Annotated in this window: 21 protein-coding genes, 1 tRNA gene and 1 other annotated feature; of the genes, 16 read left to right on the top strand and 6 right to left on the bottom strand. The window is 58.7% G+C overall.

The genetic code is table 11. The annotated features are described in order from the left end of the window. Nucleotides 1–7: 7 nt before the first annotated feature. The 10 genes from MTP39_RS11765 to MTP39_RS11720 all read left to right on the top strand — a co-directional run bounded on the left by MTP39_RS11765 (nt 8) and on the right by MTP39_RS11720 (nt 8,903). Entirely contained in the window at nt 8–778 is a 771-nt protein-coding gene (locus MTP39_RS11765) for a tRNA threonylcarbamoyladenosine dehydratase (RefSeq protein ID WP_249240653.1), read from the top strand. A 292-nt stretch (nt 779–1,070) separates the two neighbouring features. Continuing rightward, nucleotides 1,071–1,958, top strand: a complete 888-nt coding sequence (locus MTP39_RS11760; protein WP_249240652.1) for a putative manganese transporter — start codon at nt 1,071–1,073, stop codon at nt 1,956–1,958. A gap of 137 nt (nt 1,959–2,095) precedes the next feature. After that, the gene (locus MTP39_RS11755; protein WP_249240651.1) at nt 2,096–2,989 is read left to right on the top strand and encodes an HAD family hydrolase; all 894 of its coding nucleotides are present in this window, start codon (nt 2,096–2,098) and stop codon (nt 2,987–2,989) included. Further along, complete coding sequence (locus tag MTP39_RS11750) at nt 2,986–3,474, top strand: DNA-deoxyinosine glycosylase (protein WP_249240650.1); 489 nt, start codon at nt 2,986–2,988, stop codon at nt 3,472–3,474. The genes MTP39_RS11755 and MTP39_RS11750 overlap by 4 nt, the downstream gene beginning before the upstream one ends. Nucleotides 3,475–3,577: 103 nt before the next feature. Further along, nucleotides 3,578–4,207 carry a 5-bromo-4-chloroindolyl phosphate hydrolysis family protein gene (locus MTP39_RS11745; protein ID WP_015537494.1) on the top strand — a complete coding sequence of 210 codons (630 nt, stop codon included), beginning with the start codon at nt 3,578–3,580 and terminating at the stop codon, nt 4,205–4,207. A 43-nt stretch (nt 4,208–4,250) separates the two neighbouring features. After that, on the top strand, nt 4,251–5,402 hold the full coding sequence (locus tag MTP39_RS11740; RefSeq protein WP_249240649.1) for a toxic anion resistance protein: 1,152 nt from the start codon (nt 4,251–4,253) through the stop codon (nt 5,400–5,402). A 1-nt stretch (nt 5,403) separates the two neighbouring features. Further along, entirely contained in the window at nt 5,404–6,162 is a 759-nt protein-coding gene (locus tag MTP39_RS11735) for a LemA (RefSeq protein WP_249240648.1), read from the top strand. Next, nucleotides 6,159–7,106: a TPM domain-containing protein gene (locus MTP39_RS11730; RefSeq protein ID WP_249240647.1), complete on the top strand. Its 948-nt coding sequence runs from the start codon at nt 6,159–6,161 to the stop codon at nt 7,104–7,106. Before MTP39_RS11735 ends, MTP39_RS11730 begins: the two co-directional genes overlap by 4 nt. Nucleotides 7,107–7,251: 145 nt before the next feature. Then, nucleotides 7,252–8,457: a threonine ammonia-lyase gene (gene ilvA / locus MTP39_RS11725; protein WP_249240646.1), complete on the top strand. Its 1,206-nt coding sequence runs from the start codon at nt 7,252–7,254 to the stop codon at nt 8,455–8,457. A 71-nt stretch (nt 8,458–8,528) separates the two neighbouring features. Then, the gene (locus tag MTP39_RS11720; protein WP_249240645.1) at nt 8,529–8,903 is read left to right on the top strand and encodes a RidA family protein; all 375 of its coding nucleotides are present in this window, start codon (nt 8,529–8,531) and stop codon (nt 8,901–8,903) included. 87 nt (nt 8,904–8,990) lie between these two features. Here the strand turns inward: MTP39_RS11720 and MTP39_RS11715 are convergent, their stop codons facing one another. Further along, nucleotides 8,991–10,208 (bottom strand): ATP-binding protein, encoded by a 1,218-nt coding sequence (locus MTP39_RS11715; RefSeq protein WP_249240644.1) that lies wholly within the window; start codon nt 10,206–10,208, stop codon nt 8,991–8,993. A 181-nt stretch (nt 10,209–10,389) separates the two neighbouring features. Next, nucleotides 10,390–10,646: a binding site (T-box leader), on the top strand. Between the two features lie 87 nt (nt 10,647–10,733). On the opposite strand from MTP39_RS11715, the gene ilvB reads away from it, so the two are divergent. The 4 genes from ilvB (at nt 10,734) to ilvD (ending at nt 15,921) form a co-directional block, all read left to right on the top strand. Continuing rightward, a complete protein-coding gene (ilvB, locus tag MTP39_RS11710) occupies nt 10,734–12,398 on the top strand; it encodes a biosynthetic-type acetolactate synthase large subunit (protein WP_249240643.1) in 1,665 nt (554 codons plus the stop codon). A gap of 15 nt (nt 12,399–12,413) precedes the next feature. Continuing rightward, the gene (gene ilvN, locus MTP39_RS11705; RefSeq protein WP_249240642.1) at nt 12,414–12,977 is read left to right on the top strand and encodes an acetolactate synthase small subunit; all 564 of its coding nucleotides are present in this window, start codon (nt 12,414–12,416) and stop codon (nt 12,975–12,977) included. A 99-nt stretch (nt 12,978–13,076) separates the two neighbouring features. Further along, on the top strand, nt 13,077–14,096 hold the full coding sequence (gene ilvC, locus MTP39_RS11700) for a ketol-acid reductoisomerase (protein WP_217297619.1): 1,020 nt from the start codon (nt 13,077–13,079) through the stop codon (nt 14,094–14,096). Between the two features lie 166 nt (nt 14,097–14,262). Further along, a complete protein-coding gene (gene ilvD / locus MTP39_RS11695; protein ID WP_249240641.1) occupies nt 14,263–15,921 on the top strand; it encodes a dihydroxy-acid dehydratase in 1,659 nt (552 codons plus the stop codon). Between the two features lie 46 nt (nt 15,922–15,967). Here the strand turns inward: ilvD and MTP39_RS11690 are convergent, their stop codons facing one another. Then, entirely contained in the window at nt 15,968–16,639 is a 672-nt protein-coding gene (locus MTP39_RS11690; RefSeq protein WP_249240640.1) for a sugar transferase, read from the bottom strand. Between the two features lie 205 nt (nt 16,640–16,844). Here MTP39_RS11690 and MTP39_RS11685 point away from each other — a divergent pair. Continuing rightward, nucleotides 16,845–16,929 (top strand) — tRNA-Tyr (locus MTP39_RS11685). A 152-nt stretch (nt 16,930–17,081) separates the two neighbouring features. After that, nucleotides 17,082–17,333: a DUF6061 family protein gene (locus MTP39_RS11680; protein ID WP_249240639.1), complete on the top strand. Its 252-nt coding sequence runs from the start codon at nt 17,082–17,084 to the stop codon at nt 17,331–17,333. A 98-nt stretch (nt 17,334–17,431) separates the two neighbouring features. Here MTP39_RS11680 and MTP39_RS11675 read toward each other — a convergent pair whose 3' ends face one another. The 4 genes from MTP39_RS11675 to MTP39_RS11660 all read right to left on the bottom strand — a co-directional run bounded on the left by MTP39_RS11675 (nt 17,432) and on the right by MTP39_RS11660 (nt 21,266). Beyond that, nucleotides 17,432–17,608 carry a hypothetical protein gene (locus tag MTP39_RS11675; protein WP_249240638.1) on the bottom strand — a complete coding sequence of 59 codons (177 nt, stop codon included), beginning with the start codon at nt 17,606–17,608 and terminating at the stop codon, nt 17,432–17,434. A 17-nt stretch (nt 17,609–17,625) separates the two neighbouring features. Beyond that, nucleotides 17,626–18,891, bottom strand: a complete 1,266-nt coding sequence (locus MTP39_RS11670; RefSeq protein WP_249240637.1) for a plasmid recombination protein — start codon at nt 18,889–18,891, stop codon at nt 17,626–17,628. A gap of 376 nt (nt 18,892–19,267) precedes the next feature. Then, nucleotides 19,268–20,584, bottom strand: coding sequence for a DNA primase family protein (locus tag MTP39_RS11665; RefSeq protein ID WP_249240636.1), 1,317 nt, complete (start codon nt 20,582–20,584; stop codon nt 19,268–19,270). Nucleotides 20,585–20,657: 73 nt separating this feature from the next. After that, the gene (locus MTP39_RS11660) at nt 20,658–21,266 is read right to left on the bottom strand and encodes a CHC2 zinc finger domain-containing protein (protein WP_249240635.1); all 609 of its coding nucleotides are present in this window, start codon (nt 21,264–21,266) and stop codon (nt 20,658–20,660) included. Between the last annotated feature and the right edge of the window lie 89 nt (nt 21,267–21,355).

Raw genomic sequence — 21,355 nt, 5'->3', positions numbered from 1 at the left:
GAACAAAATGCAGGATCAGTATTCCCGCACCCAGCTGCTGCTGGGTGCAGAGGCTATGGAAAAGCTGCACCACGCCCGGGTGGCAGTGTTTGGCATCGGCGGCGTGGGCGGCTATACGGTGGAGGCGCTGGCACGCAGCGGCGTGGGCGCACTGGATCTGATCGACGACGATAAGGTCTGCCTGACCAACCTCAACCGTCAGATCATCGCCACCCGCAGCACGGTGGGACAGTATAAGGTGGATGTGGCAGAACAGCGCATCCACGACATCGACCCCAACATCAAGGTGACCACCCACCGGTGCTTCTTTGGCCCGGAGACGCAGGACGACTTCGATTTTACCCAGTACGACTATGTGGTGGACGCCATCGACACCGTTACCGGCAAGCTGGCGCTGGTGATGAAGTGCAAGGAGGCGGGCACCCCCATCATCTGCTCCATGGGCGCAGGCAACAAGATGGACCCCACCCGCTTTGAGGTGACCGACATCTACAAGACCTCGGTCTGCCCGCTAGCAAAGGTGATGCGTACCGAGTGCCGCAAGCGCAAGATCAAGCACCTGAAGGTGGTCTACTCCAAAGAGCCTGCCATGACCCCCATCGAGGACGACTCCATCAGCTGCAAGAACCACTGCATCTGCCCCCCGGGCACCCAGCGCAAGTGCACTGTGCGCCGCGCAGTGCCGGGCTCCAACGCCTTTGTGCCTTCGGTAGCCGGTCTGATCATCGGCGGCGAGGTGGTCAAAGACCTTGTGGGCTTTGTACCGCTGAAGGGATAAAACAGACCGCAGCTTCCTTGCTGCGTGGGACGATTTGGAATACGCTCCGCGTTGCTCTGCGCATCATCAGCGGAAGAACGATTTGAAATTTTGAGGTTCTGAAAAGCCCGCGGGCTTTTCAGAACCTCTTTTTTACGCGCTGCAGCGTTCCATAACATAAAATTGCAACCAATTTGCAATTTGGTATTGCAATTGGGAAGGATATCGTGTATAATCTTCCCTGCACGAAAATGCAAACTGATTGCAAATTATTGAAAGACGACCCCCATGCGGGTCTTTGGAGCGATTATTTATGGAACTGTTTTTGGATGTTCTGGGCGAGACTCTGGTGGATACCGCTAAGATGCTGCCCTTTCTGTTTTTTGCCTACCTGCTCATCGAGTATATCGAGCATCGCCACGGCGAGCGCATCGAAGCGCTGCTGGCGGGCGGCGGACGCTGGGGTGCTGTGCCGGGCGCAGTGCTGGGCTGTGTGCCGCAGTGCGGCTTCTCCGCCATTGCGTCCAACTTCTACGCCTCCCGGGTCATCACGCTGGGCACACTGATGGCGGTATATCTTGCCACCAGTGATGAAGCTATCCCGCTGCTGGTGTCCATGCCCGCCTACTGGGATAAGCTGGCCGTCCTGATGGTCATCAAGGTGGTGTATGCCATCGTGGTGGGCTTTGTGCTGGACTTTGTGCTGCGGGGCGTGCTGCCCAAAGGGCTGCGGGGCGGCTACACCGGCCATGCCGACGAGGTGGATTGCCACGAGGAGCACAGCGATGCCGAGGGCAACGAAAAGCCCATCTGGCAGGCGGCGCTGCGCCACACGCTGGAGATCTTTGTGTTCATCTTCGCCTTCGGTCTGGTGTTTGGCATGATCGTGGAAGGCGTGGGCGAGGATGTGTTTGCCGAGGTGCTGGGCGGCATGGGCTTCTTCCAGCCGGTGGTGGCAGCTCTGGTGGGTCTGATCCCCAACTGCGCCGCCAGCGTGCTGCTGACCCAGCTGTATGTGGAGGGGGCGCTGCGCTTTTCCAGCCTTGTGGCGGGGCTGTGCACCGGTGCGGGTGTGGGCTTGGCTGTGCTGTGGCGCGCCAACCCCTCGTGGAAGCAGAACCTCTTCATCACCGGCCTGACATGGGCTGCTGGTGCCTTTGTGGGCGTAGCCATGCAGGTGGTCGTGGCGGTGTTTGCCTGACAGGTAAAATATTTTGGATTTTGGGACAGTGGAATGCCTGCGGGTATTCTGCTGTCCCATTTTTCTTTTCCCCCTCTCCCGCTGGACTTTGAAATGTGTTATACTGGGAGAAAACGATGCACACAGGAGAGATGACCATGCAATATAAGATTCTGGCAAGCGATTACGACAACACGCTGATGCCCTTTGGGGAAGCAAAGCCCCGCCCGGCGGTGGTAAAGGCGGTAAAAAAGCTGCAAGCCGCCGGGGGCAAGTTCGTGCTCAGTACCGGCCGCTCCTACCCGGGTATCCGGGATAAAAACCAGTTGGGCGGCATCCGGTACGACTACGCCATTACCTGCAACGGTGCCTGCGTGGTAGACAGACAGGGCAACGTAATAGCCGAGCATCCGCTTACCAGCGAGGAGATGTATGTGCTGGTGGATTTTTGCGAGGATTATAACTACCCGCTGCAATTCAACTTCCGGGATGCCTGTTACGCCTACTGCGAGTACGAGTATCTGCACACCGGTTATCAGATGATGAACAGCCCCGGGCTGGACTGCGTGGACGGCGAGGATCAGGACAGGCATCTGGTGGATATGCCCCACGCTGCCTTTGCCGCCATGCCGCCGCAGGAGGTGGAGCGCTTCCACGAAAAATACGGCTACCTTGGCCTGCACTGGATGCAGGTGGGTGCGCAGAACGCGGACGGCTACTGCTACTACGATATCGTGCGCGGCGGCATGGATAAGAGCGTAGGACTTGCCGACCTGTGCGCACAGATGGGGCTTACGCTGGCGGATGCCGTGGCCGTGGGCGATTCTGCCAACGATGTGGGAATGCTGAAGGTCGCAGGTCTGAGCGCTTGCATGGCAAACGGCACCCCAGACGCCAAGGCCGCTGCCGACCGGATCATCGGGGACGTGCGGGAGGACGGCGTGGCGGCGCTGATCGAGGAGCTGTGGTTCGACGGCCCCCGCGCGGAGCCCTCCGGCAAGGACTTTGGCTCTGCATGGGGCAATATTGAAAGTGCAGGCGGCAGCTTATGAGCTTTGCACCGGTGTACGATGACCGCAGCCGGGCGCTGATCTTGGGCACATGGCCCAGCCCCAAAAGCCGGGAGATGGCCTTTTACTACGGCCATCCGCAAAACCGGTTCTGGCCGCTGCTGGCGGCGCTGACCGGGGAGCCGCTGCCCGCGCGGGAGGATATCGCAGCCAAAAAGCAGCTGCTTTTGCGCCACGGGCTGGCGCTGTGGGACACGCTGGAAAGCTGCACCATCACCGGGGCATCAGATGCTTCCATCCGGGATGTGGTGCCCAACGATATCGCCGGGCTGCTGCGCAAAGCACCCATCCGGGCGGTGTTCTGCAACGGTGCCACGGCTTACCGTATCTACACAAAATATCAGCAGCCGCTTACCGGCATCCCGGCTGTCCGTCTGCCCAGTACAAGCCCCGCCAATGCTGCCTGCAGCCCTGCCCGGCTGGAAGCGCTTTGGGGCGCAGCGCTGGCAGACTGGATCGTAAAATAATGACAAGGCTGTAAATTCTTTTGCGGGATACTTGCGTTTTTTTGCGGACGTTGTATTATGGATATCATAAGGGGCGCACTGCCCCGGACAAGGAGAAATGACCATGAGCAAGATCATCCGCACCCAAAAGCCCAGCGTGCTGCCTTTTTACGCTATGGCGCTGGTGTTCGTGGTGCTGTGCGCGGTGCTGCCGGTGTATAAATTATGGGCGCTGCTGGTGGCGCTGGGCGGTGCCGCCGTGGCCTTTGGCGTGGCAAAAAAGACCTGCCCGCCCCGGGTGGTGGAGCACGAGGTGCCTTTCCACACCGGTGTGGAGGATGTGGACCAGATGCTGACCGATATCCAGCAGAAGCTGGACACCCTGCATGCGCTGAATGAAGCGTTGCCCGACCCGCAGCTGTCCGCCGCTATGACCCGCATGGAAAAGGCGGGACGCTCCATCGTGGAAGCGGTGGAAGCAAACCCCGCCAAGGCAAAGCAGGTGCGCCGGTTTGCCAACTACTACCTGCCGGACGCCGTAAACGTTTTGCAGCAGTACGCAAAGCTTGCAAAGCAGGGTGTGCGGGGAGAGAATGCCGCCGCCATCCGCGCCGAGGTGGAGCACAACGCCGCCTCCATTGCCACCGCCTTTGAAAACCAGCTGGATGCCCTGTACGCGGCAGAGAGCATGGACCTGTCCGCAGACCTGACCGTTTTGCAGAATATGCTGAAAGGGCAGGGTCTGAGCAAGTAAAACTGGAATATCCCCTTGGGATTTTGAAAGGAAGGAATCACTTATGGCTGACAATAACCTGAACTTTGATCTGGATGCCCCCCGCAGTGCCCACCCTGACGCTGGACCCCCCCCCGCTGCTGTGCCGCAGGAGGAAAAGCCCGCCGCTGCCCCCGCCCCGGAAGCACAGGTGAACCTGACCCCCGAGGAACAGGCCATGGTGGATCAGTTTGCCCAGAAAATCGACATCACCAACAGCCAGCAGGTGCTGCAGTATGGCTCTGCCTGCCAGAAGAAGATCGGCGATTTCTCCGAAGCTGCCCTCTCCAAGGTGTCCACCAAGGATCTGGGCGAGGTGGGCGATATGATCACCGACCTCATTGGCGAACTGAAGAGCTTTGACGCCAACGAGGAACAGCAGAAGGGCATCATGGGCTTCTTCAAGAAAAAGACCAGCCAGCTGGATGCTCTCAAGACCAAGTACGACAAGACCGAGACCAACGTGGAAAAGATCCAGTCCATGCTGGAAGCCCATCAGGTGCAGCTGCTCAAAGACATCGCCATGCTGGACAAGATGTACGAGCTGAACATGGCCTACTTCAAGGAGCTGAGCATGTATATCCTTGCAGGCAAGAAAAAGCTGGCCGATGTACGCGCCAACGAATTGCAGCAGGCTATGGATAAGGCTAAGGTCTCCGGTCTGCCGGAGGATGCACAGGCCGCCCGTGACCTTGCCGACCAGTGCGAGCGCTTTGAGAAAAAGCTGTACGATCTGGAACTGACCCGCAACATCAGCCTGCAGATGGGCCCCCAGATCCGTTTGCTGCAAAACAACAACACCATGATGGCGGAAAAGATCCAGTCCACCATCGTGAACACCATCCCCCTGTGGAAGAACCAGATGGTGCTGGCACTGGGTCTGGCACACAGCCAGCAGGCTATGCAGGCCGAGCGTGCCGTGACCAACATGACCAACGATCTGCTGAAGAAGAACGCCGAGGCGCTGAAGCTGGGCACCATCGAGACCGCCAAGGAGAGCCAGCGCGGCATCGTGGATATCGAGACCCTGCAGCAGACCAACAAGAGCCTGATCGAGACGCTGGACGAGCTGAACAAGATCCAGAGCGAGGGCCGCGCAAAGCGTGCCGCCGCCGAACAGGAACTGACCCGCATCGAGGACGAACTGAAAACCAAAATGATGGAGATCCGGAGCTGAAATGGCAAACGCTGATTTTTCTCAGAACAAACAAACCGCGCCCGGCGGCTTTGACGCGGGCAGCTACCGCGAAAAAGCAAAGCCGGAGCAGGCCGTAAGGCTGACGCCCCGCCAGCAGAAGCTGGCCGCACTGGAAGCAAAGCTGCCCGCAGCGCTTTCCACCCGGGCAGCGGCGCTGGCGCTGTGCGTTGTGGTGATGCTGGCAGCCTTTTTCGGCTTTGGCAGCGCCAAGCTGCGCGGCAAGTACAACACCGCCCGCCAGTGGTTCACCGCAGGGGTCGCCGCCGACAACGGCTATAACCTGAGCGAGGAGCTGACCACCCGGGAGAATACGGCAGCAAACATCCTGACCACCGCCTCCAACACCCTTGGCGCAGACAACGCCGAGGTGCTGGCTGCGCAGACGGCGCTGAACGATTTCTCCGCTTGTCTGCAGGCGGTGCAGAACGGCGGCAAAAGCCAGTCGCTGACCTCGCTGCCCTATTATCAGGGCAGCACGATGCACGCGCTGTATCAGGCTGACCAGGCGCTGGGCGCTGCCATCGACCAGCTGTATGCAAAATTGCAGGAGCAGGCCGCAGACCCCATGAAGATGGGCGCGGTGCAGGGGCAGTACGGTCAGTTCAACAGCGCAGCCACCATCATTGGCACTTTGCAGTACAATACGGCGGTGTATGAATATCAAAAGGATGTCGGCGGCTTTCCGGCCAGTGTGCTGGGCGCAGTTGCTGGCGTGAAGGAGGTTGAGCCCTTCGCATGAAAAACTTTGCAAAACGCATCAGCGCACTGGTGCTGGCCGTGGTGGTCAGCGCGGCAGTGCTGTGCCCGGCGGCCTTTGCCGCCCAGCTGCCCAGCCTGCCAAAAGACCAGTGCGTGGTGGACGATGCCGGTGTGCTGAGCAGCAGCACTGTGCAGACCATCACCGAACTGAACGCCCAGCTGGAATCCAGCTGCAGCGGCGCACAGATCGGTGTACTAACAGTAGAATACACCGGCAATGATTCCACGGAGGATTACGCTGTGCAGGCGGCCAATGCCTGGGGCATTGGTTCTTCTACCGGCAAAAATGGTGTGCTGATCCTGTTGGTAATGGAGACCCAGCAGTACGCCGACGGCGATTACTATATTGCCACAGGTGACGGCTTCCGCAACACTACCTTGGAAAAGCAGGCCAGCGCCATTGCCCAGACCATGGAAGATCAGTTTGCCGCAAAGGATTATGACGGCGCAGTGACCACCTGTGCCCGGAATGTGGCAAACACCATCGCAGATATTTACGGGGTCAGCCTTTCCGGCAGCGCCGGCAACGGCAGCACCGTGCAGCCCGGGCATCAGGGCAGCCAGAGCAGCGGCGGCAGCGCCCTGACCGACATCCTGACCCTTGTGGTCAGCGTTGTGCTGCTTATCGTCATCATCCGGTCTGTGGCCTATGTTTTTGCCAGCCCCTGCGGCTGGCTGTGGTGCTTCGGCGGCCCGCGGCCTCCTCGCAGACGTCGCGGCCCGCCGCCGCCCCCACCGGGCGGCTTCTACGGCGACTTCCGTGGCCCCCGGCCTCCGCGCGGTGGCGGCTTTGGCGGCATGGGCGGCGGCTCCTTCGGGGGCGGTGCCGGACGCGGCGGTTTCGGCGGCGGCAGCTTTGGCGGCGGCTTCGGTGGCATGGGCGGTGGCAGCTTCCATGGCGGCGGCGGTGGCCGTGGGCGGTAATGAGAATAAAAAGAGAAAGGCGGTGGCGCTTTACCACTGCCTTTCTCTTTTTTATGCCGTTTATCGTGAATGAAATTCATTTGACAAAACAATTTTTGTAACTTATACTGGATGACATCACGAAAAAATAAAGGAAGTATCTGTCATGCTGACTCTGGATAAGATCTACCACGCCGCCTTTGTGCTGAAGGACGTGGCGAGAAAGACCGACCTCATCGAAGCCCCCAAGCTGTCCAAGGACTGCCAGCTGTACCTCAAGACCGAGAACCTGCAGGCTACCGGCAGCTTTAAGGTGCGGGGCGCTTACTATAAAATCAGCCAGCTTTCCGAGGAGGAGAGCGCCAAGGGCGTCATTGCCTGCTCTGCAGGCAACCATGCGCAGGGCGTGGCGCTGGCAGCTACCCGGCGCGGCATCCGCAGCATCGTCTGTATGCCGGACGGCGCACCCCTGATGAAGGTGGAAAACACCAAAAATCTGGGCGCGGAGGTCTGCCTTGTGCCCGGCACCTACGACGAAGCCCACGATAAGGCCGTGCAGCTGCAAAAGGAGTATGACATGACCTTTATCCACCCCTACGATGACGAGCAGGTCATCGCCGGGCAGGGCACGATCGGTCTGGAGATCCTTGACCAGCTGCCGGATGTGGACGCTGTGGTGGTGCCGGTGGGCGGCGGCGGACTGATCTCCGGCATTGCCTTTGCCATCAAGACCCTGCGGCCGGAGGTCAAGGTGTACGGTGTACAGGCCGAGGGTGCCCCCAGTATGTACCGCAGCCTGCACGAGCACAAGTATCAGACCCTGAAAGCTGCCTCCACCTTTGCGGACGGCATTCAGGTCAAGACCCCGGGCGAGTTGACCTATCAGCTGTGCGAGCAGTATGTGGACGATATCGTTACCGTGACCGAGGACGAGACGGCGGCGGCCATCCTCTCCCTGATGGAGAACCAGAAGCTGGTGGCCGAGGGTGCAGGCGCTGTGCCGGTGGCGGCGGTGCTGTTCCACAAGCTGCCGGTGGAGGGCAAAAAGGTGGCCTGCGTCATCTCCGGCGGCAACATTGATGTGAATATCCTGAACCGCGTCATCACCCGTGGTCTTGTCATGAGCGGCCGCAAGGCAAACCTGACCATCGCGCTGGAGGACAAGCCCGGCCAGCTGAAAAAGGTGGCCGAGGTGGTATCCCGCTGTGGCAGCAATGTGGTGTCGGTGCAGCATGACGGCTCCGACCCCAATATGCCCATCTCCAGCTGCTTCCTCAAGCTGACGCTGGAGACCCGTGATGCCGCCCAGATCGAGCAGATCCGCACCGAGCTGACCAAGGCCGGCTTCCAGCTGGTCAGCGAGCGGGTGTAAACTTTATCGTTTGCCAGAGCGAAAAGAGAACTTGTCTTAAACTTAAAGTAATATAGAGGAGAAAATATACTATGAAAGTCATTTCTACCACCAACGCACCTGCCGCCATCGGCCCTTACAGTCAGGCACTGGATCTGGGCAATATGGTGTTTGTGTCCGGGCAGATCCCGGTAGACCCCGCCACCGGCACCATGGCCGATACCGTGGAGCAGCAGGCCGCACAGAGCCTTGCCAACCTGAAGGCGATTCTGGCCGAGGCGGGGCTTTCCATGAACAATGTGGTCAAGACGGTGATCTTTCTGGCCGACATCAACGATTTTGCCGCAGTGAACGCAGAGTACGCCAAGGCCTTTGCCGAGCCGTTCCCCGCCCGCAGCTGTGTGCAGGTGGCAGCCATCCCCAAGGGCGCAAAACTGGAGATCGAGTGCATCGCCGTGCGGGACTGAGCCAAAAAAGATAAGCAAAACGGGACACCGGAGCATCTGCGGATGCTCCGGTGTCCCGTTTTTTGATAATGTTTAAAACTGGTGCGGTTACTTCTGCACACCGGCCTCGCATTGCTCGATGAATTGCTTGGCCACCCGGGGGCTGCGGCCACCGGCGCGCAGGGCGAAGGCCTCGGCCTTGAGCAGTAGCTGCTCGGTGGGCATCTGGATGTTGTGCTGCTTGGCCAGTTCTTCCAGAATGGTCTCGAACCGGGCCTTTTCCGGCCGCTGGAAGGTGACCGTCAGGCCGAACCGGGCGGAAAGGCTCATCAGCTCCTGCCGGGTGTCGGCTTCATGGATGTCATCGCCGGTGCGGTCCGAGAGGGTCTCCTTGATGAGGTGGCGGCGGTTGGAGGTGGCGTACACCGCAATGTTCTGGGCGCGTCCGCCTACGCTGCCTTCCAGAATGGCCTTCAGGGCGGCAAAGTTGTCGTCGTTGGCGGTAAAACTCAGGTCATCGATGAACAGGATAAACTTGAGCGGGTTTGCCGCCAGCTTGTCCATCAGGTCGGGGATCTGGTACAGCTGGTTCTTTTTTACCTCTACCAGCCGCAGTCCCTCGGGCGCAAACTCGTTGGCAATGGCCTTTACCGCGCTGGATTTGCCGGTACCGGCATCGCCGTACAGCAGCACATTGTTGGCGGGCATCCCGGCCAGCAGCGCCTTTGTGTTGGCGATCACCTTTTCCCGCTCCTTCTCGTAGCCGGGCAGTTCGGAAAGGCGCTGCGGGTCGGGGTATTTTACCGGCACAAGCTGGCCGTTCTCCACCGTGAATACATGGTGCTTGGCAAACATACCGTAGCCCTTTTTGCCCACCTCGCTCATGCGCTGGGCGTAGGCGGCGGCAAGGTCGAGCTCACAGGTCTGCCACCGGGGCAGAAACGCCAGTTCCGGCCGCTGCGCCTGCTCCGAGTAGGCGGTCTGGAACAGCTCGTCCAGCGTCAGCCCGCACAGCTGCTGCAAAAATTGCAGCTCGCTGTCCAAGGCGCTCTGCAGCAGCGCGTCCAGCTGCCCGGCAGCGGCCTGTCGCACACAGATGGTCTCGGCCTCCAGCACAGCATTGCTCAGGTAGCTGCCCCAGTTGGTGGTGTACTCGAACAAAGCGGCCTCAAAGGCGGCTACGGCATCGCACACCGGACCGTAGGAAGAACTGCCGGCCTCCATGCGGTCGGTCAGGTCTAAAAGCCTTGCCACAACAGGGTCGTTCAGCAGGGCGCGGAACACAACAAGCCCATGCAGATGGGCATTCCATTCTCTTAATTTCATAGGTCGATCCCTTTTCCTCTCCATTAGCACATACCCTACAAAACGCAGGTACGCGGATATCAAAAGTATACAGCGGTTCGGGCGGGGATGCAAGGGGTGTTAAAAACGCTTCATCTTTGGGCTGATTCAGGTTACAAATTGTCGATTGACAAAAGCCCGGTTTATAGTATAATTTACATCAACAAATGCGCAGATGGGAAAAAGTACCACACGATCCCCACTGTTCAGAGAGCTGCCGTCTGGTGCAAGGCAGTCAGCGTTTCGTGCGGAAAATCATCCCGGAGCAGCCTGCCCAACGGGTGCAAACCCCTGTAAGCAGCGCCGGTTGCAGCCGTTACCGTGCAGGGCTTTGTTGGAAGCCCGTGAGAGGGTGTGCACAGCACGCCAACGAGAGTGGTACCGCAGAGAGCTTGATGTTACAAGGTCTTTGTCTCTTGAAAGAAGCAGGGGACAAGGGCTTTTTCTTTTTCGGAAGCTCTCCCTGAGGGAATGGATAAGAAGTGGAACAGGAATAGGAGAAACACCATGCAGTTGAATGGTTCTCAGATCTTTGTAGAGGTCCTGTGTGAGCAGGGAGTGGACACTCTTTTTGGCTACCCCGGCGGCGCTGTGCTGAACCTTTACGACGAGCTGTATAAGAATGCCGACCGCATCACCCATGTGCTTACCGCCCACGAGCAGGGCGCGGCCCATGCAGCGGACGGCTACGCCCGCGCCACTGGCCGCACCGGCGTGGTGCTGGCAACCAGCGGCCCGGGTGCCACCAATCTGGTCACCGGCATTGCCACCGCCTATATGGACTCGGTGCCCATGGTGGCCTTTACCGGCAACGTGCCCACCAGCAGCATTGGCAAGGACGGCTTTCAGGAAGCGTACATTGAGGGCATCACGGTGCCCATCACAAAGCATAACTTCACGGTGCGCCGGGTAGAGGACTTGGCTGACACCATGCGGGCAGCTTTCCGCATTGCGCAGAGCGGCCGCAAGGGCCCGGTGCTGGTGGATATCCCCAAGGACGTGACCGCAGCAGTGTGCGAGTTCACCCCCAAGCAGCCGGAGCCCATCCGCACCGTGACTACCTATAATGAGGAGCAGGTGCACTGGGCGGCAGACCTCATCAACGCCGCACAGCGTCCGCTGGTGTACTTTGGCGGCGGCGTGCGCAGCGCAGCCAGCTGCCAGCCGTTGCGGGATCTGCTGCACAAGGCGGAGATCCCCGCCACCTATACCCTGATGGCCGCAGGCGTTGTGCCCTATGGTGACCCGATGAATCTGGGCATGCTGGGTATGCACGGCTGCTACACCTCCAACCGGGCGGTGGCAGAGTGCGACGTGCTCATCGCGGTGGGCACCCGCTTTTCCGACCGCGTGGCGCTGAACCCCAAGACCTTTGCCAAAAACGCCACCATCATCCAGATCGACATTGATGCCAGCGAGCTGGGCAAGAACGTGGATGTGGATCTTTCCATCGTGGGCGATGCAGCCTATGTGCTGAACGCCATGCTGCCCCAGATCAAGCCCGCCAAGCACCCGGAATGGATGAAGATGATCCAGAGCTGGCAGGCACAGGATTACCACCCCGTGTCCGACCCTACCCGGCTGATGCCCCATCAGGTCATCGGCGAGGTGTGCAACCAGTGCGGCCCCGACGCCGTGTATGTTACCGACGTGGGTCAGCACCAGATGTGGGCGGCGCAGTACCTGCGCCACACCAAGAGCCGTGGCTTTATCACCAGCGGCGGCCTTGGTACCATGGGCTTTGGCTACGGTGCTGCCATTGGTGCCCAGATGGCACTGGGACGCCAGCAGCGTGTGGTGATGTTTACCGGTGACGGTTCCTTCCACATGAACCTGAACGAAGCCTGCACCGCTGTCAGCTACGAGCTGCCCATCATCACGGTCATCTTCAATAACTCGGTGCTGGGCATGGTGCGCCAGTGGCAGACCAGTTTTTACGGCAAGCGCTACAGCCAGACCGACCCCCACCGCAAGACCGATTTTGTCAAGCTGGCAGACGGCTTTGGCCTGAAGGGCTACCGCTGCACCAACCTGCCGGAGTTTCAGGAAGCCTTTGCAGATGCCTTGCAGCAGAAGGGCCCCACTTGGATCGAGTGCATCATCGACAAGGACGAAAAGGTGCTGCCCATGATCCCCGGCGGCGGCGATATCAACGACATCATCATGGAATAAGGAGGACACAGCATCATGGAATCTGATCAGCGCAGGGTCATCAGCCTGCTGGTGGACAACCAGAGCGGCGTTCTGGCCCGGGTGTCCAACCTGTTCTGCCGCCGCGGCTTCAACATCGACAGCCTTACGGTGTCTGCCACCAACGACCCGGCAGTCAGCCGCATCACAGTGACCATTACCAGCGACGAAAAGGCTTTGCAGCAGCTGGTATTGCAGACCGAGCGTCTGGAAGTCACCCGGCAGGTGTTCGTGCTGGACAGCGAAAAATCGCTGGAGCGGGAGCTGCTGCTGCTCAAGGTGGAATCGGACGTGCACAACCGCACCGAGCTGCGGGAGATCGCCTGCATCTACAAGGCAAAGATCATTGATCTTTCCCCGGACAGCATGGTGTTTGAACTCATCGGTCGGCCGGACAAGCTGGACGCTTTCCTGAAAATGTTCGAGGGTTACAACATCCTTGAGCAGTGCCGCACCGGCGTTACCGCACTGGAGCGCGGCGGGATGCACCAGCATATCCAGAAGCCGCCGCAGGAGGTGCGCTCCGTCCAGCTGCCCCCGCCGGGCGCAAGACGGGCATAAATCATATTGCTTTTCCGCTCAGGGTGAGCGAAAGATAGAACAGAGCATACAAGACCGGAAGATAAATCAACCAGTTAATGTAAAAGGAGACTAACGATTATGGCTATCAAGAAATACTACGATTCCGACTGCAACCTCGGCGTGCTGGACGGCAAGACCGTCGCTGTCATCGGCTTCGGCAGCCAGGGTCATGCACACTCTGAGAATCTGGCCGAGAGCGGCGTCAACGTTGTGGTGGGCCTGCGCAAGGGCTCTGCTCACTGGGAAAAGGCTTCTGAGTTCGCTGCCACCCACGAAAACTTCAAGGTGATGGAAGTGGAAGAGGCTGCCAAGGCCGGTGACGTTGTCATGATGCTGGTGCCCGACGAGCTGTGCGCCGATATCTACAACACGCAGGTGGCTCCCTACATGACCGAGGGCAAGGCACTGGCCTTTGCACACGGCTTCAACATCCACTTCAAGACCATCACCGCTCCCAAGAACGTGGACGTCATCATGATCGCCCCCAAGGGCCCCGGCCACATCGTGCGCCGCCTGTACACCGAGGGCGAGGGCTGCCCCTCTCTGATCTGCGTGGAGCAGGACTACACCGGTAAGGCCAAGGACATTGCTCTGGCTTATGCTTCCGGCATCGGCGCAGGCCGTGCAGGCATCCTGCAGACCACCTTCAAGGAGGAGACCGAGACTGATCTGTTCGGCGAGCAGGCCGTGCTGTGCGGCGGCGTTTCCGAGCTGATCCACGCCGGTTTCGATACGCTGGTGGAGGCCGGCTACGAGCCTGAGATGGCCTACTTTGAGACCTGCCACGAGATGAAGTTGATCGTTGACCTGATCAACGAGGGCGGCTTCTCCAAGATGCGCTACTCCATCTCCAACACCGCAGAGTACGGCGACTACCGCACCGGCAAGCGCCTGATCACCGAGGAGACCCGCAAGGAGATGAAGAAGGTTCTGACCGAGATCCAGGACGGAACCTTTGCTTCCGAGTTCCTGACCGAGATGAGCCCCAAGGGCGGCCGCAAGGTGCACTTCCTTGCCAAGCGCCGCATGGAGGCCGAGCTGCCCATCGAGAAGGTGGGTGCTGAGCTGCGCAGCATGATGAGCTGGCTGAAGAAGTAAGAGGAGAACCCTCTCAGGCCGCCTTTCGGCGGCCAGCTCCCCCGAAAGGGGGAGTTTTTGTTGAAAAGGGAACCTTATAGCTCCTCCGCGAAAACCTCTTCCTCTCGGGAGAGGTTGCACGGCGCAGCCGTGACGGAGAGGGCTTTATCAGAAAAGAGGATTTGCAATGAGAAGTGACAACGTGACCAAGGGCTCGGAGCGCGCGCCCAACCGCAGCCTGTTCTATGCGCTGGGCTACACCCCGGAGGAGCTGGAGCGCCCCCTCATCGGCGTGGTGAGCGCCTACAGCGAGATCGTGCCCGGCCACATGAATCTGGATAAGATCGCCGAGGCCGTCAAGGCCGGTGTGCAGATGGCCGGTGGTACCCCCATCCTGATCCCCGCCATCGGTGTATGCGATGGCATTGCCATGGGTCATGTGGGCATGAAGTACTCTCTGGCCTCCCGTGAGCTGATCTGCGACAGCGTGGAGACCATGCTGATGGCACATCAGCTGGACGGCCTTGTGCTGGTGCCCAACTGCGATAAGATCGTGCCCGGCATGGTGATGGCAGCGGTGCGCATGGATGTGCCCGCCGTGGTCTGCTCCGGCGGCCCCATGCTGGCCGGCAGCTACGGCGGCGAGGAAGTGAGCCTTTCCAAGATGTTCGAGGCCGTGGGTGCCTATAAGGCCGGTATGATCACCGACGAGCAGCTGGAGGACTGCACCTGCAACTGCTGCCCCAGCTGCGGCAGCTGCTCCGGTATGTACACCGCCAACAGCATGAACTGCCTGTGCGAGGCCATCGGCATCGCCCTGCCCGGCAACGGTACCATCCCGGCCGTGTACTCCAAGCGCCTGCAGCTGGCAAAGCACGCCGGTATGGCAGTGATGGAGATGGTGCGCAAGGGCATCACCGCGCGCCAGATCATCAACGAGCGCTCCATCCGCAACGCGCTGACCTGCGATATGGCGCTGGGCTGCTCCACCAACACGGTGCTGCACCTGCTGGCCATCGCCTACGAGGCCGGTGTGCCCATCGACCTGAAGCTGTTCAACGAGATCAGCGCCAAGACCCCCAACCTGTGCCATCTGGCACCGGCTGGCCCCACCCACATGCCGGATCTGTACGCAGCGGGCGGCATCCCGGCGGTGCAGGCAGAGCTGGCAAAAAAGGGCCTGTTGGACTTGGATGTGCCCACCGTCACCGGCAAGACCCTTGGCGAGAACATCAAGGGTGCCCGTATCCTGAACGAAAAAGCCATTCGTCCCATCGAGAACCCCTACTCTGAGACCGGCGGTCTGCAGATTTTGTGGGGCAACATTGCCCCGGACGGCTGCGTTGTCAAGCGCAGTGCGGTAGCCCCGGAGATGCAGCAGCATTCCGGCCCGGCGCGGGTGTTCAACAGCGAGGAAGAGGCCATTGCCGCCATCTACGCGGGCAAGATCGTTCCGGGCGATGTGGTGGTCATCCGCTACGAAGGCCCCAAGGGCGGCCCGGGTATGCGGGAGATGCTCAACCCCACCTCTGCGCTGGCTGGCATGAAGCTGGATAAGACGGTAGCCCTCATCACCGACGGCCGCTTCTCCGGTGCATCCCGCGGTGCTGCCATCGGCCACGTCAGCCCGGAGGCAGCCTCCGGCGGCCCCATCGGCCTGATCGAGGAAGGGGACACCATCACCATCGATATCCCCAACGCCTCCATCACGCTGGAGGTCAGCGATGCAGTGCTGGCAGAGCGCAAGGCAAAATACGTTGCGCCCGAGCCCAACATCAAGACCGGCTGGCTGAGCCGTTACGCCCGCATGGTCACCAGTGCAAATCTGGGTGCGGTGCTGAAATAAACGTAACGAAAGCGCCTGTTGTGCGGATGCACAACAGGCGCTTTTTTCACTCTCCGTATTTCATGAACATGGCGCGGACGGTGAGGAAGATGATCTTCCAGTCCACCCAGAAGCTGCGCTCCTGGATGTATTTCAGATCCAGCGCCACCCACTCGTCAAAGCTCATCTCGTTGCGGTGGGGTGCGATCTGCCAGTAGCAGCTCAGCCCGGGAGTGACGTACAGCCGCTGGCGCTGGTAGTCGCTGTACAACTCCACCTCCCGGGGCAGCGCGGGACGCGGCCCCACGATGCTCATGTCGCCCCGCAGCACGTTGAGCAGCTGGGGCAGCTCGTCCAGACTGGTCTTGCGCAGAAAATGCCCCACTCGGGTAATGCGGGGGTCGCCCTTGATCTTGAACACCGGGCCGTCCATCTGGTTCTGGCTCAGCAGCTCATTCAGCTGCTCCTCGGCGTCCGGGCACATGGTGCGGAACTTATACAGCCAGAACAGTTTGCCGTCCCGTCCTACCCGCCGCTGCTGGAAAATGGCTCCGTCTCCGGGGCTGTCCAGCACGATGGCAAGACTGATCACCAGCGCCAGCGGCGCAAGCAAGATCAACGCCAGCAGGGAGAATACGATATCCTGTGTGCGCCGCAGCACCCAGTAACGCCGATGGCTGCGCAGCATCTTCTCCCGGTCGATAGAAATTTGCGGGGCGGCGTTGATTGTTGACTCCATGCGATGACCCACTCCTGCCTGTAAAATCTTTACATTATTTTAACATAAAACAGGACGCAATTCAACCAGATAAAGCGCGGCGGACGGGGGCAGAAAGTATGCTGAAAAAAGTGCTGAAAAAAGTGAAAAAGGTAGTTGACAAAACCTCTTTCTCATGCTAAAATAAACAAGTCGTCCGGCACACAGATGCACAACAAATGAATATGGGCGTGTTCCCGAGTGGCCAATGGGGACAGACTGTAAATCTGCTGCTTTCAGCTTCGGTGGTTCGAATCCACCCGCGCCCACCAAACAAGAAAAATCCGAACCTGTTTCCGATTGGAGAAGGGTTCGGATTTTTCGTTTTCTTCGGGTACGATAACGACGGCTCCCGTGGAAGATACAAAACCCCGATACCTTGTCATAGACCGTAAGTCAATAACAAGATTTGGAGGGTATGATTATGAAGTACGATGAAAGAGCCTGCAAGTTTAACATGGATACCGGGTGTGTGGAACTGCTGCTCCGGGATGGGAGAAAAATCTCCATTGACTGCACCGGGGTTGAGGATGCACTGAATTTGACTATGGCACAGCAAACGGAATTGGACTACCTTATCTATAATGATCCACTGGGCTATGCAGATTTGATTCTGAACGGTGACCCAGAGGAATATTTGAAGAATGTGGCCGGGAGCCATGGGTTAGAAGATTAAGGGCAAAAAAATAAGAGGTGCGCCCAACTGGACACACCTCGGCGAGATACATCTATGTAAGACAGGGCGTTCCCTTTTCCGGGAGCGTCCTGCTGTTTTTATGCTGCGATGGGTGCGGCGTTCAGAGCCTCCTGCTCTTTCAGCCATTCCTCATATTCACGCTGACCTTCCTCGCTGTTGAAAAACTCAACCATGGAGGGATAAAAGCAACGTGCAAGGGTCTTGATTGCTTCATCCGGGTAGCCGGATTTGTTTGACTTCTTCTTTTTGTTCAAATAGTATCCTCCGAAAATCAAAGTTCCATATCCTGCCCACGCTTGCGGTTTTTCTGCGGCACATTCATGGTGCGCTCCTGCTTGGGGGCAAGAATCTTTTCCAGAAAGCTGCGAACCAGTTCAGGCGCACGGTGGAGGGCGTCCAGATAGGGCTTTACATCGTACCACAGGTCGTGGTACTTGTTGCTCCAATGAATGGTTTCCTTCTTGGCGGTGGAAAGTTCTTCTTTCAGGCGGCGGTTCTCCACGTCCATCATATAGCCGTGGTCGGCTTGCTTTTTCAGCTTGGAGAATTCTTCTTCGGTCAGCGAGTAGTTACCGAGAAAGGTGCGCTTGCCGATATAATCAAGATCGCGCGCATGAATGAGGGCTTCTTTCGTGAGCGTGGCCTTTTTCTGCACAGCGGCAAGTTCCTTCTCCTTTTTGGAGAGGGTCTGACTGGTTTTGGCAAGCGACTGCGCCTTTTGGTCGGCTTGGGCGGTCAGGCTGTCCAGCCGCTCCTGCTCCCGCTGGACTTTGAACTGGGTGACGGTCAGGTGTTCTTCGGTGCTGCCGCGCTCACCGCGCTCTACATCCGTGTACCCGGCATTGCGCATATAGTTGAAGAAATCGTCTTGCAGGACACTGTACGACTTCTTCAGGACTGGCTTGCCGCTCTTTTGCAGGACAGGCTTTCCAGCATCGTCCAGCAGGGGCTTGGAAGCCCACTTCTTGCTTCGGCTGACCTGCATGACGGTCTCCTTGACGGTGCCGACCAGTGCCTTGTCCTTGCAGCGTTTCGACCAGAGGATTTGCTTTTCCACCACAGGTACATAGACCACATGAAGATGGTAGTGGTAGACCTCCCGGCCTAGTGCTTCGGTCATGGCACGGTTGACTTCATCGGCGTGCATGACTGCCGAGAGAACATACTGCTCACCACCCACGATCTGAACGGCTGCTTTGTAGGCATCCTCATAGAACTGCTTGGCGAACTCATAGCCGCCGTGATTGTCAAAGTAGGCAGAGTTGACATCAAAGACAAGCTCGCAATAATGGGTGGCATCCGGCTTCAGGCCGCGCGTGGAGATGGTTCCGGCGGTTTCCAGTTGGGCGAACAGGTCAGTGTAGCTGGCGGTTGGCTTTTTGAAGTGGACGTTCCATGAGGTGCGCTGGGGGATAATGTCGGGGTTTCGATAGCTGTCCTTTTCGCGCTCGTTGTGCTGTTGGGTGTTGCCAACGGCCTTGTCCGAAACGGCGAGATTTCGGACACTGGTGCGGTCAACGCCATCGTTTCTTGCCAAAGGGCATCCCTCCTTTCAAGGTTCATCGAGAGGTGACGGGGAACGAAGATGCACTTCTTCGGAAGTGTAATAACCCACTATGACACTTTCATCCCTGCGGTCTGCAAAGTGTAGTGGGCTCTTCGAGGACTCTCCGAGGGGGAACGTCTCCTGCGGGAGAGTTACAATCAAGTTCGCACAATGCGAACTTGATCGCTCCGTACGCATCTGAAAAAATTGCGTACGGACTTCAAATAACCCGTACGGTCTGTACGGTGTACGGAAATCCGAAATATAAACGATACCACGTTTTAATTTGCTTCGATTCGCCGTACAGGTGCGTACAAGTACAGACCGTACAGGTTGTACGAACTTCTTCCGTAAAAAAATGCACTTTTTACGGGCAGGGGTGGACAAGCGGTTCGATGCCGACAAAACCCCGCACCCTGCGGCCACCGGGCAGATAGATGTTGTTGGTGGCTTCAAGGTTATAGCGGCGGTCATTCTGGCGCAGTTCTGCGCTGAAACGGATGGCAGACACGCTGTGACAGGCATTGTCCTCGCACCACTGCTTGTAAATGTCGTAGAACTCCTTGGAGCTGATGGAGTAGTCCGCCTTGAAGCGGAAATAGCCCTCGGACTCCATAAAGTCGATGACATTGTTGCTGCTGCGTTTGATGGTGTCCACGTTGGCGGCGGCTCGTTCGCTGACCGTGAAGCGGAAATCGTTCTGCACCAGCCGGTGCAGACCTTCCAGACACCAGAGCAGGATGCCTTCCAATTCGGCGCACATCTTTTCGACAAGGAAGGGGTCATCCGTGCGGTCAGCAGGCTTGTCCTTGGTGGTCAGGATGAGTTGGCGGCGAAAGAAACCGTCCGAATGGTCATACAGCGAGGTCAACGCGCCGTTGCCGAAGCAGAGAAACCGGGCGTAGATGTCCCGCTGGTAGCTCTGGACACCTTTGCGCTCCAAGTCCAGCTTGGCTTCGGCGGTCACGATGGTCTTGATATAGTTGGTCTTGGGCAGGGCGTTCATGTCCATGTCGTCGTCGATCATCAGCAGGCGGCGTTCCAGATCGGCACGGGCAAAGCGATTGTTCTCCACTTTCTGGACGCTGCCGTTGCTGGCGGCATCTCCCATGAGCCGCTTGAGCACCAGCCCAATGCGGGATTTGCCCTCGCCGCCCTTGCCAACGATGAGCATCATCTTCTGGCCTTTGGTGCTGGGGATCAGGCAGTAGCCCAGATATTCCTGCAAGGTGGGGATGTCAGCATCGTCCAGCAGCTCGTGCAGAAAGGTCAGCCAGCGGTCAGGGCTGGCGGCTTTGGGGTCATACTTCACAGGCAGGCGGTTCTGGCAGAACAGGCGGCTCTCTTGAAAAGAGCCGTCCGGCAGATGGTACACGCCGTTCTGGAGGTGGATGCAGTCCTGTTCAATGGGGAACGGGTCGGAAAAGGCCAGCAGCTTGATGGTCTCCAGAATGTTGGTGACCTTTTTGGACAGGCCGGAGGTGACATATTCCTCGGTGTTCTCCAAGATGCGCTGCTTGATCTCGCTCTCATCCTCTACCGGGCCGTCCAGCGTGTACAGCGTACTGTTGACGCATTTCAGCGGCCACTGTTCCAGAAAGGCGCGGCCAAACTGGACTTCATCGATCTTCTTGCCGTTGTACCAGTCCGGCCATAAGGGGTTGCGGGAAATGTTTTTCTTCATAGGGTGGTTCTCCTTTAGAAAAGTGAAGTGGCGGGTCTCACCGTGAGACCTGCCACTTCAGGTGAATGAATCGTCAGGCACACTTTGCCAGAGCAAGGCGGTCGGTGCGCTCCTCCAGCATCAGCAGGTACGACCCGGACAGCAGCTGTGCGGCGGCAGCGGCCTTCTGCTGGGGCGTTCCAAATGCAACGCAGTCCGTCAGGTGCTCGATGGTCTCGGTCGTGTGGAGGGCTTCTTCAAACCGTGGGTCATGCGGTTCCTCCGGGGTGGCGGGCTTGTAGCGCTCCTGCCAGTCGTGCAGCAGGTCGAGATAATCGGTCAGCACCCGCAGGCAGTAGGCGATGTCTGCCCACTGCTCGTCCGTCAGGCCACGCTTGGGCGGCAGTAGTGCGATGGCATTGGCGGGCGGTTTGTCCGGGTCAAGCCCGAAGTCGTGTATCAGCTTCTCGGCGGCTTGCCGGGGGTTCAGGTCAAACAGCTTGACGGTGAGGTCGATGGCATCTCCGTTGGCTCCACAGCCAAAGCAATAATAATAGGTGTCGTTCAGCTTCATGCTGGGGTCGCTGTCGGAATGGAACGGACAGCACACCATGCCATGGCGGTCGGGCTCCATGCCGTACATCTCTCCCACCTGCCGAACGGTGATGGCGGACTTGATCTTTTGATACAGGCTCAAGGGCATTCCTCCTTTGTTTCGTGCGTTGCACCAGAGACCCCAAAGTGGGAACTCTGGTATTTTTTGTCTTGTGCCTGAATATACGGAGAATTTTG

It is taken from the genome of Faecalibacterium sp. I3-3-33 (assembly GCF_023347295.1).
GTDB lineage: Bacteria > Bacillota > Clostridia > Oscillospirales > Ruminococcaceae > Faecalibacterium.
Note: the sequence above shows the minus strand (reverse complement) of the source record. Positions and strands in the feature narration are given on the sequence as shown.

Coding starts and splice junctions, on each gene's coding strand:
- MTP39_RS11765 (WP_249240653.1), top strand. CDS start 8: ATGCAGGATCAGTATTCCCGCACCCAGCTGCTGCTGGGTGCAGAGGCT.
- MTP39_RS11760 (WP_249240652.1), top strand. CDS start 1,071: ATGGAACTGTTTTTGGATGTTCTGGGCGAGACTCTGGTGGATACCGCT.
- MTP39_RS11755 (WP_249240651.1), top strand. CDS start 2,096: ATGCAATATAAGATTCTGGCAAGCGATTACGACAACACGCTGATGCCC.
- MTP39_RS11750 (WP_249240650.1), top strand. CDS start 2,986: ATGAGCTTTGCACCGGTGTACGATGACCGCAGCCGGGCGCTGATCTTG.
- MTP39_RS11745 (WP_015537494.1), top strand. CDS start 3,578: ATGAGCAAGATCATCCGCACCCAAAAGCCCAGCGTGCTGCCTTTTTAC.
- MTP39_RS11740 (WP_249240649.1), top strand. CDS start 4,251: ATGGCTGACAATAACCTGAACTTTGATCTGGATGCCCCCCGCAGTGCC.
- MTP39_RS11735 (WP_249240648.1), top strand. CDS start 5,404: ATGGCAAACGCTGATTTTTCTCAGAACAAACAAACCGCGCCCGGCGGC.
- MTP39_RS11730 (WP_249240647.1), top strand. CDS start 6,159: ATGAAAAACTTTGCAAAACGCATCAGCGCACTGGTGCTGGCCGTGGTG.
- ilvA (WP_249240646.1), top strand. CDS start 7,252: ATGCTGACTCTGGATAAGATCTACCACGCCGCCTTTGTGCTGAAGGAC.
- MTP39_RS11720 (WP_249240645.1), top strand. CDS start 8,529: ATGAAAGTCATTTCTACCACCAACGCACCTGCCGCCATCGGCCCTTAC.
- MTP39_RS11715 (WP_249240644.1), bottom strand. CDS start 10,208: ATGAAATTAAGAGAATGGAATGCCCATCTGCATGGGCTTGTTGTGTTC.
- ilvB (WP_249240643.1), top strand. CDS start 10,734: ATGCAGTTGAATGGTTCTCAGATCTTTGTAGAGGTCCTGTGTGAGCAG.
- ilvN (WP_249240642.1), top strand. CDS start 12,414: ATGGAATCTGATCAGCGCAGGGTCATCAGCCTGCTGGTGGACAACCAG.
- ilvC (WP_217297619.1), top strand. CDS start 13,077: ATGGCTATCAAGAAATACTACGATTCCGACTGCAACCTCGGCGTGCTG.
- ilvD (WP_249240641.1), top strand. CDS start 14,263: ATGAGAAGTGACAACGTGACCAAGGGCTCGGAGCGCGCGCCCAACCGC.
- MTP39_RS11690 (WP_249240640.1), bottom strand. CDS start 16,639: ATGGAGTCAACAATCAACGCCGCCCCGCAAATTTCTATCGACCGGGAG.
- MTP39_RS11680 (WP_249240639.1), top strand. CDS start 17,082: ATGAAGTACGATGAAAGAGCCTGCAAGTTTAACATGGATACCGGGTGT.
- MTP39_RS11665 (WP_249240636.1), bottom strand. CDS start 20,584: ATGAAGAAAAACATTTCCCGCAACCCCTTATGGCCGGACTGGTACAAC.
- MTP39_RS11660 (WP_249240635.1), bottom strand. CDS start 21,266: ATGCCCTTGAGCCTGTATCAAAAGATCAAGTCCGCCATCACCGTTCGG.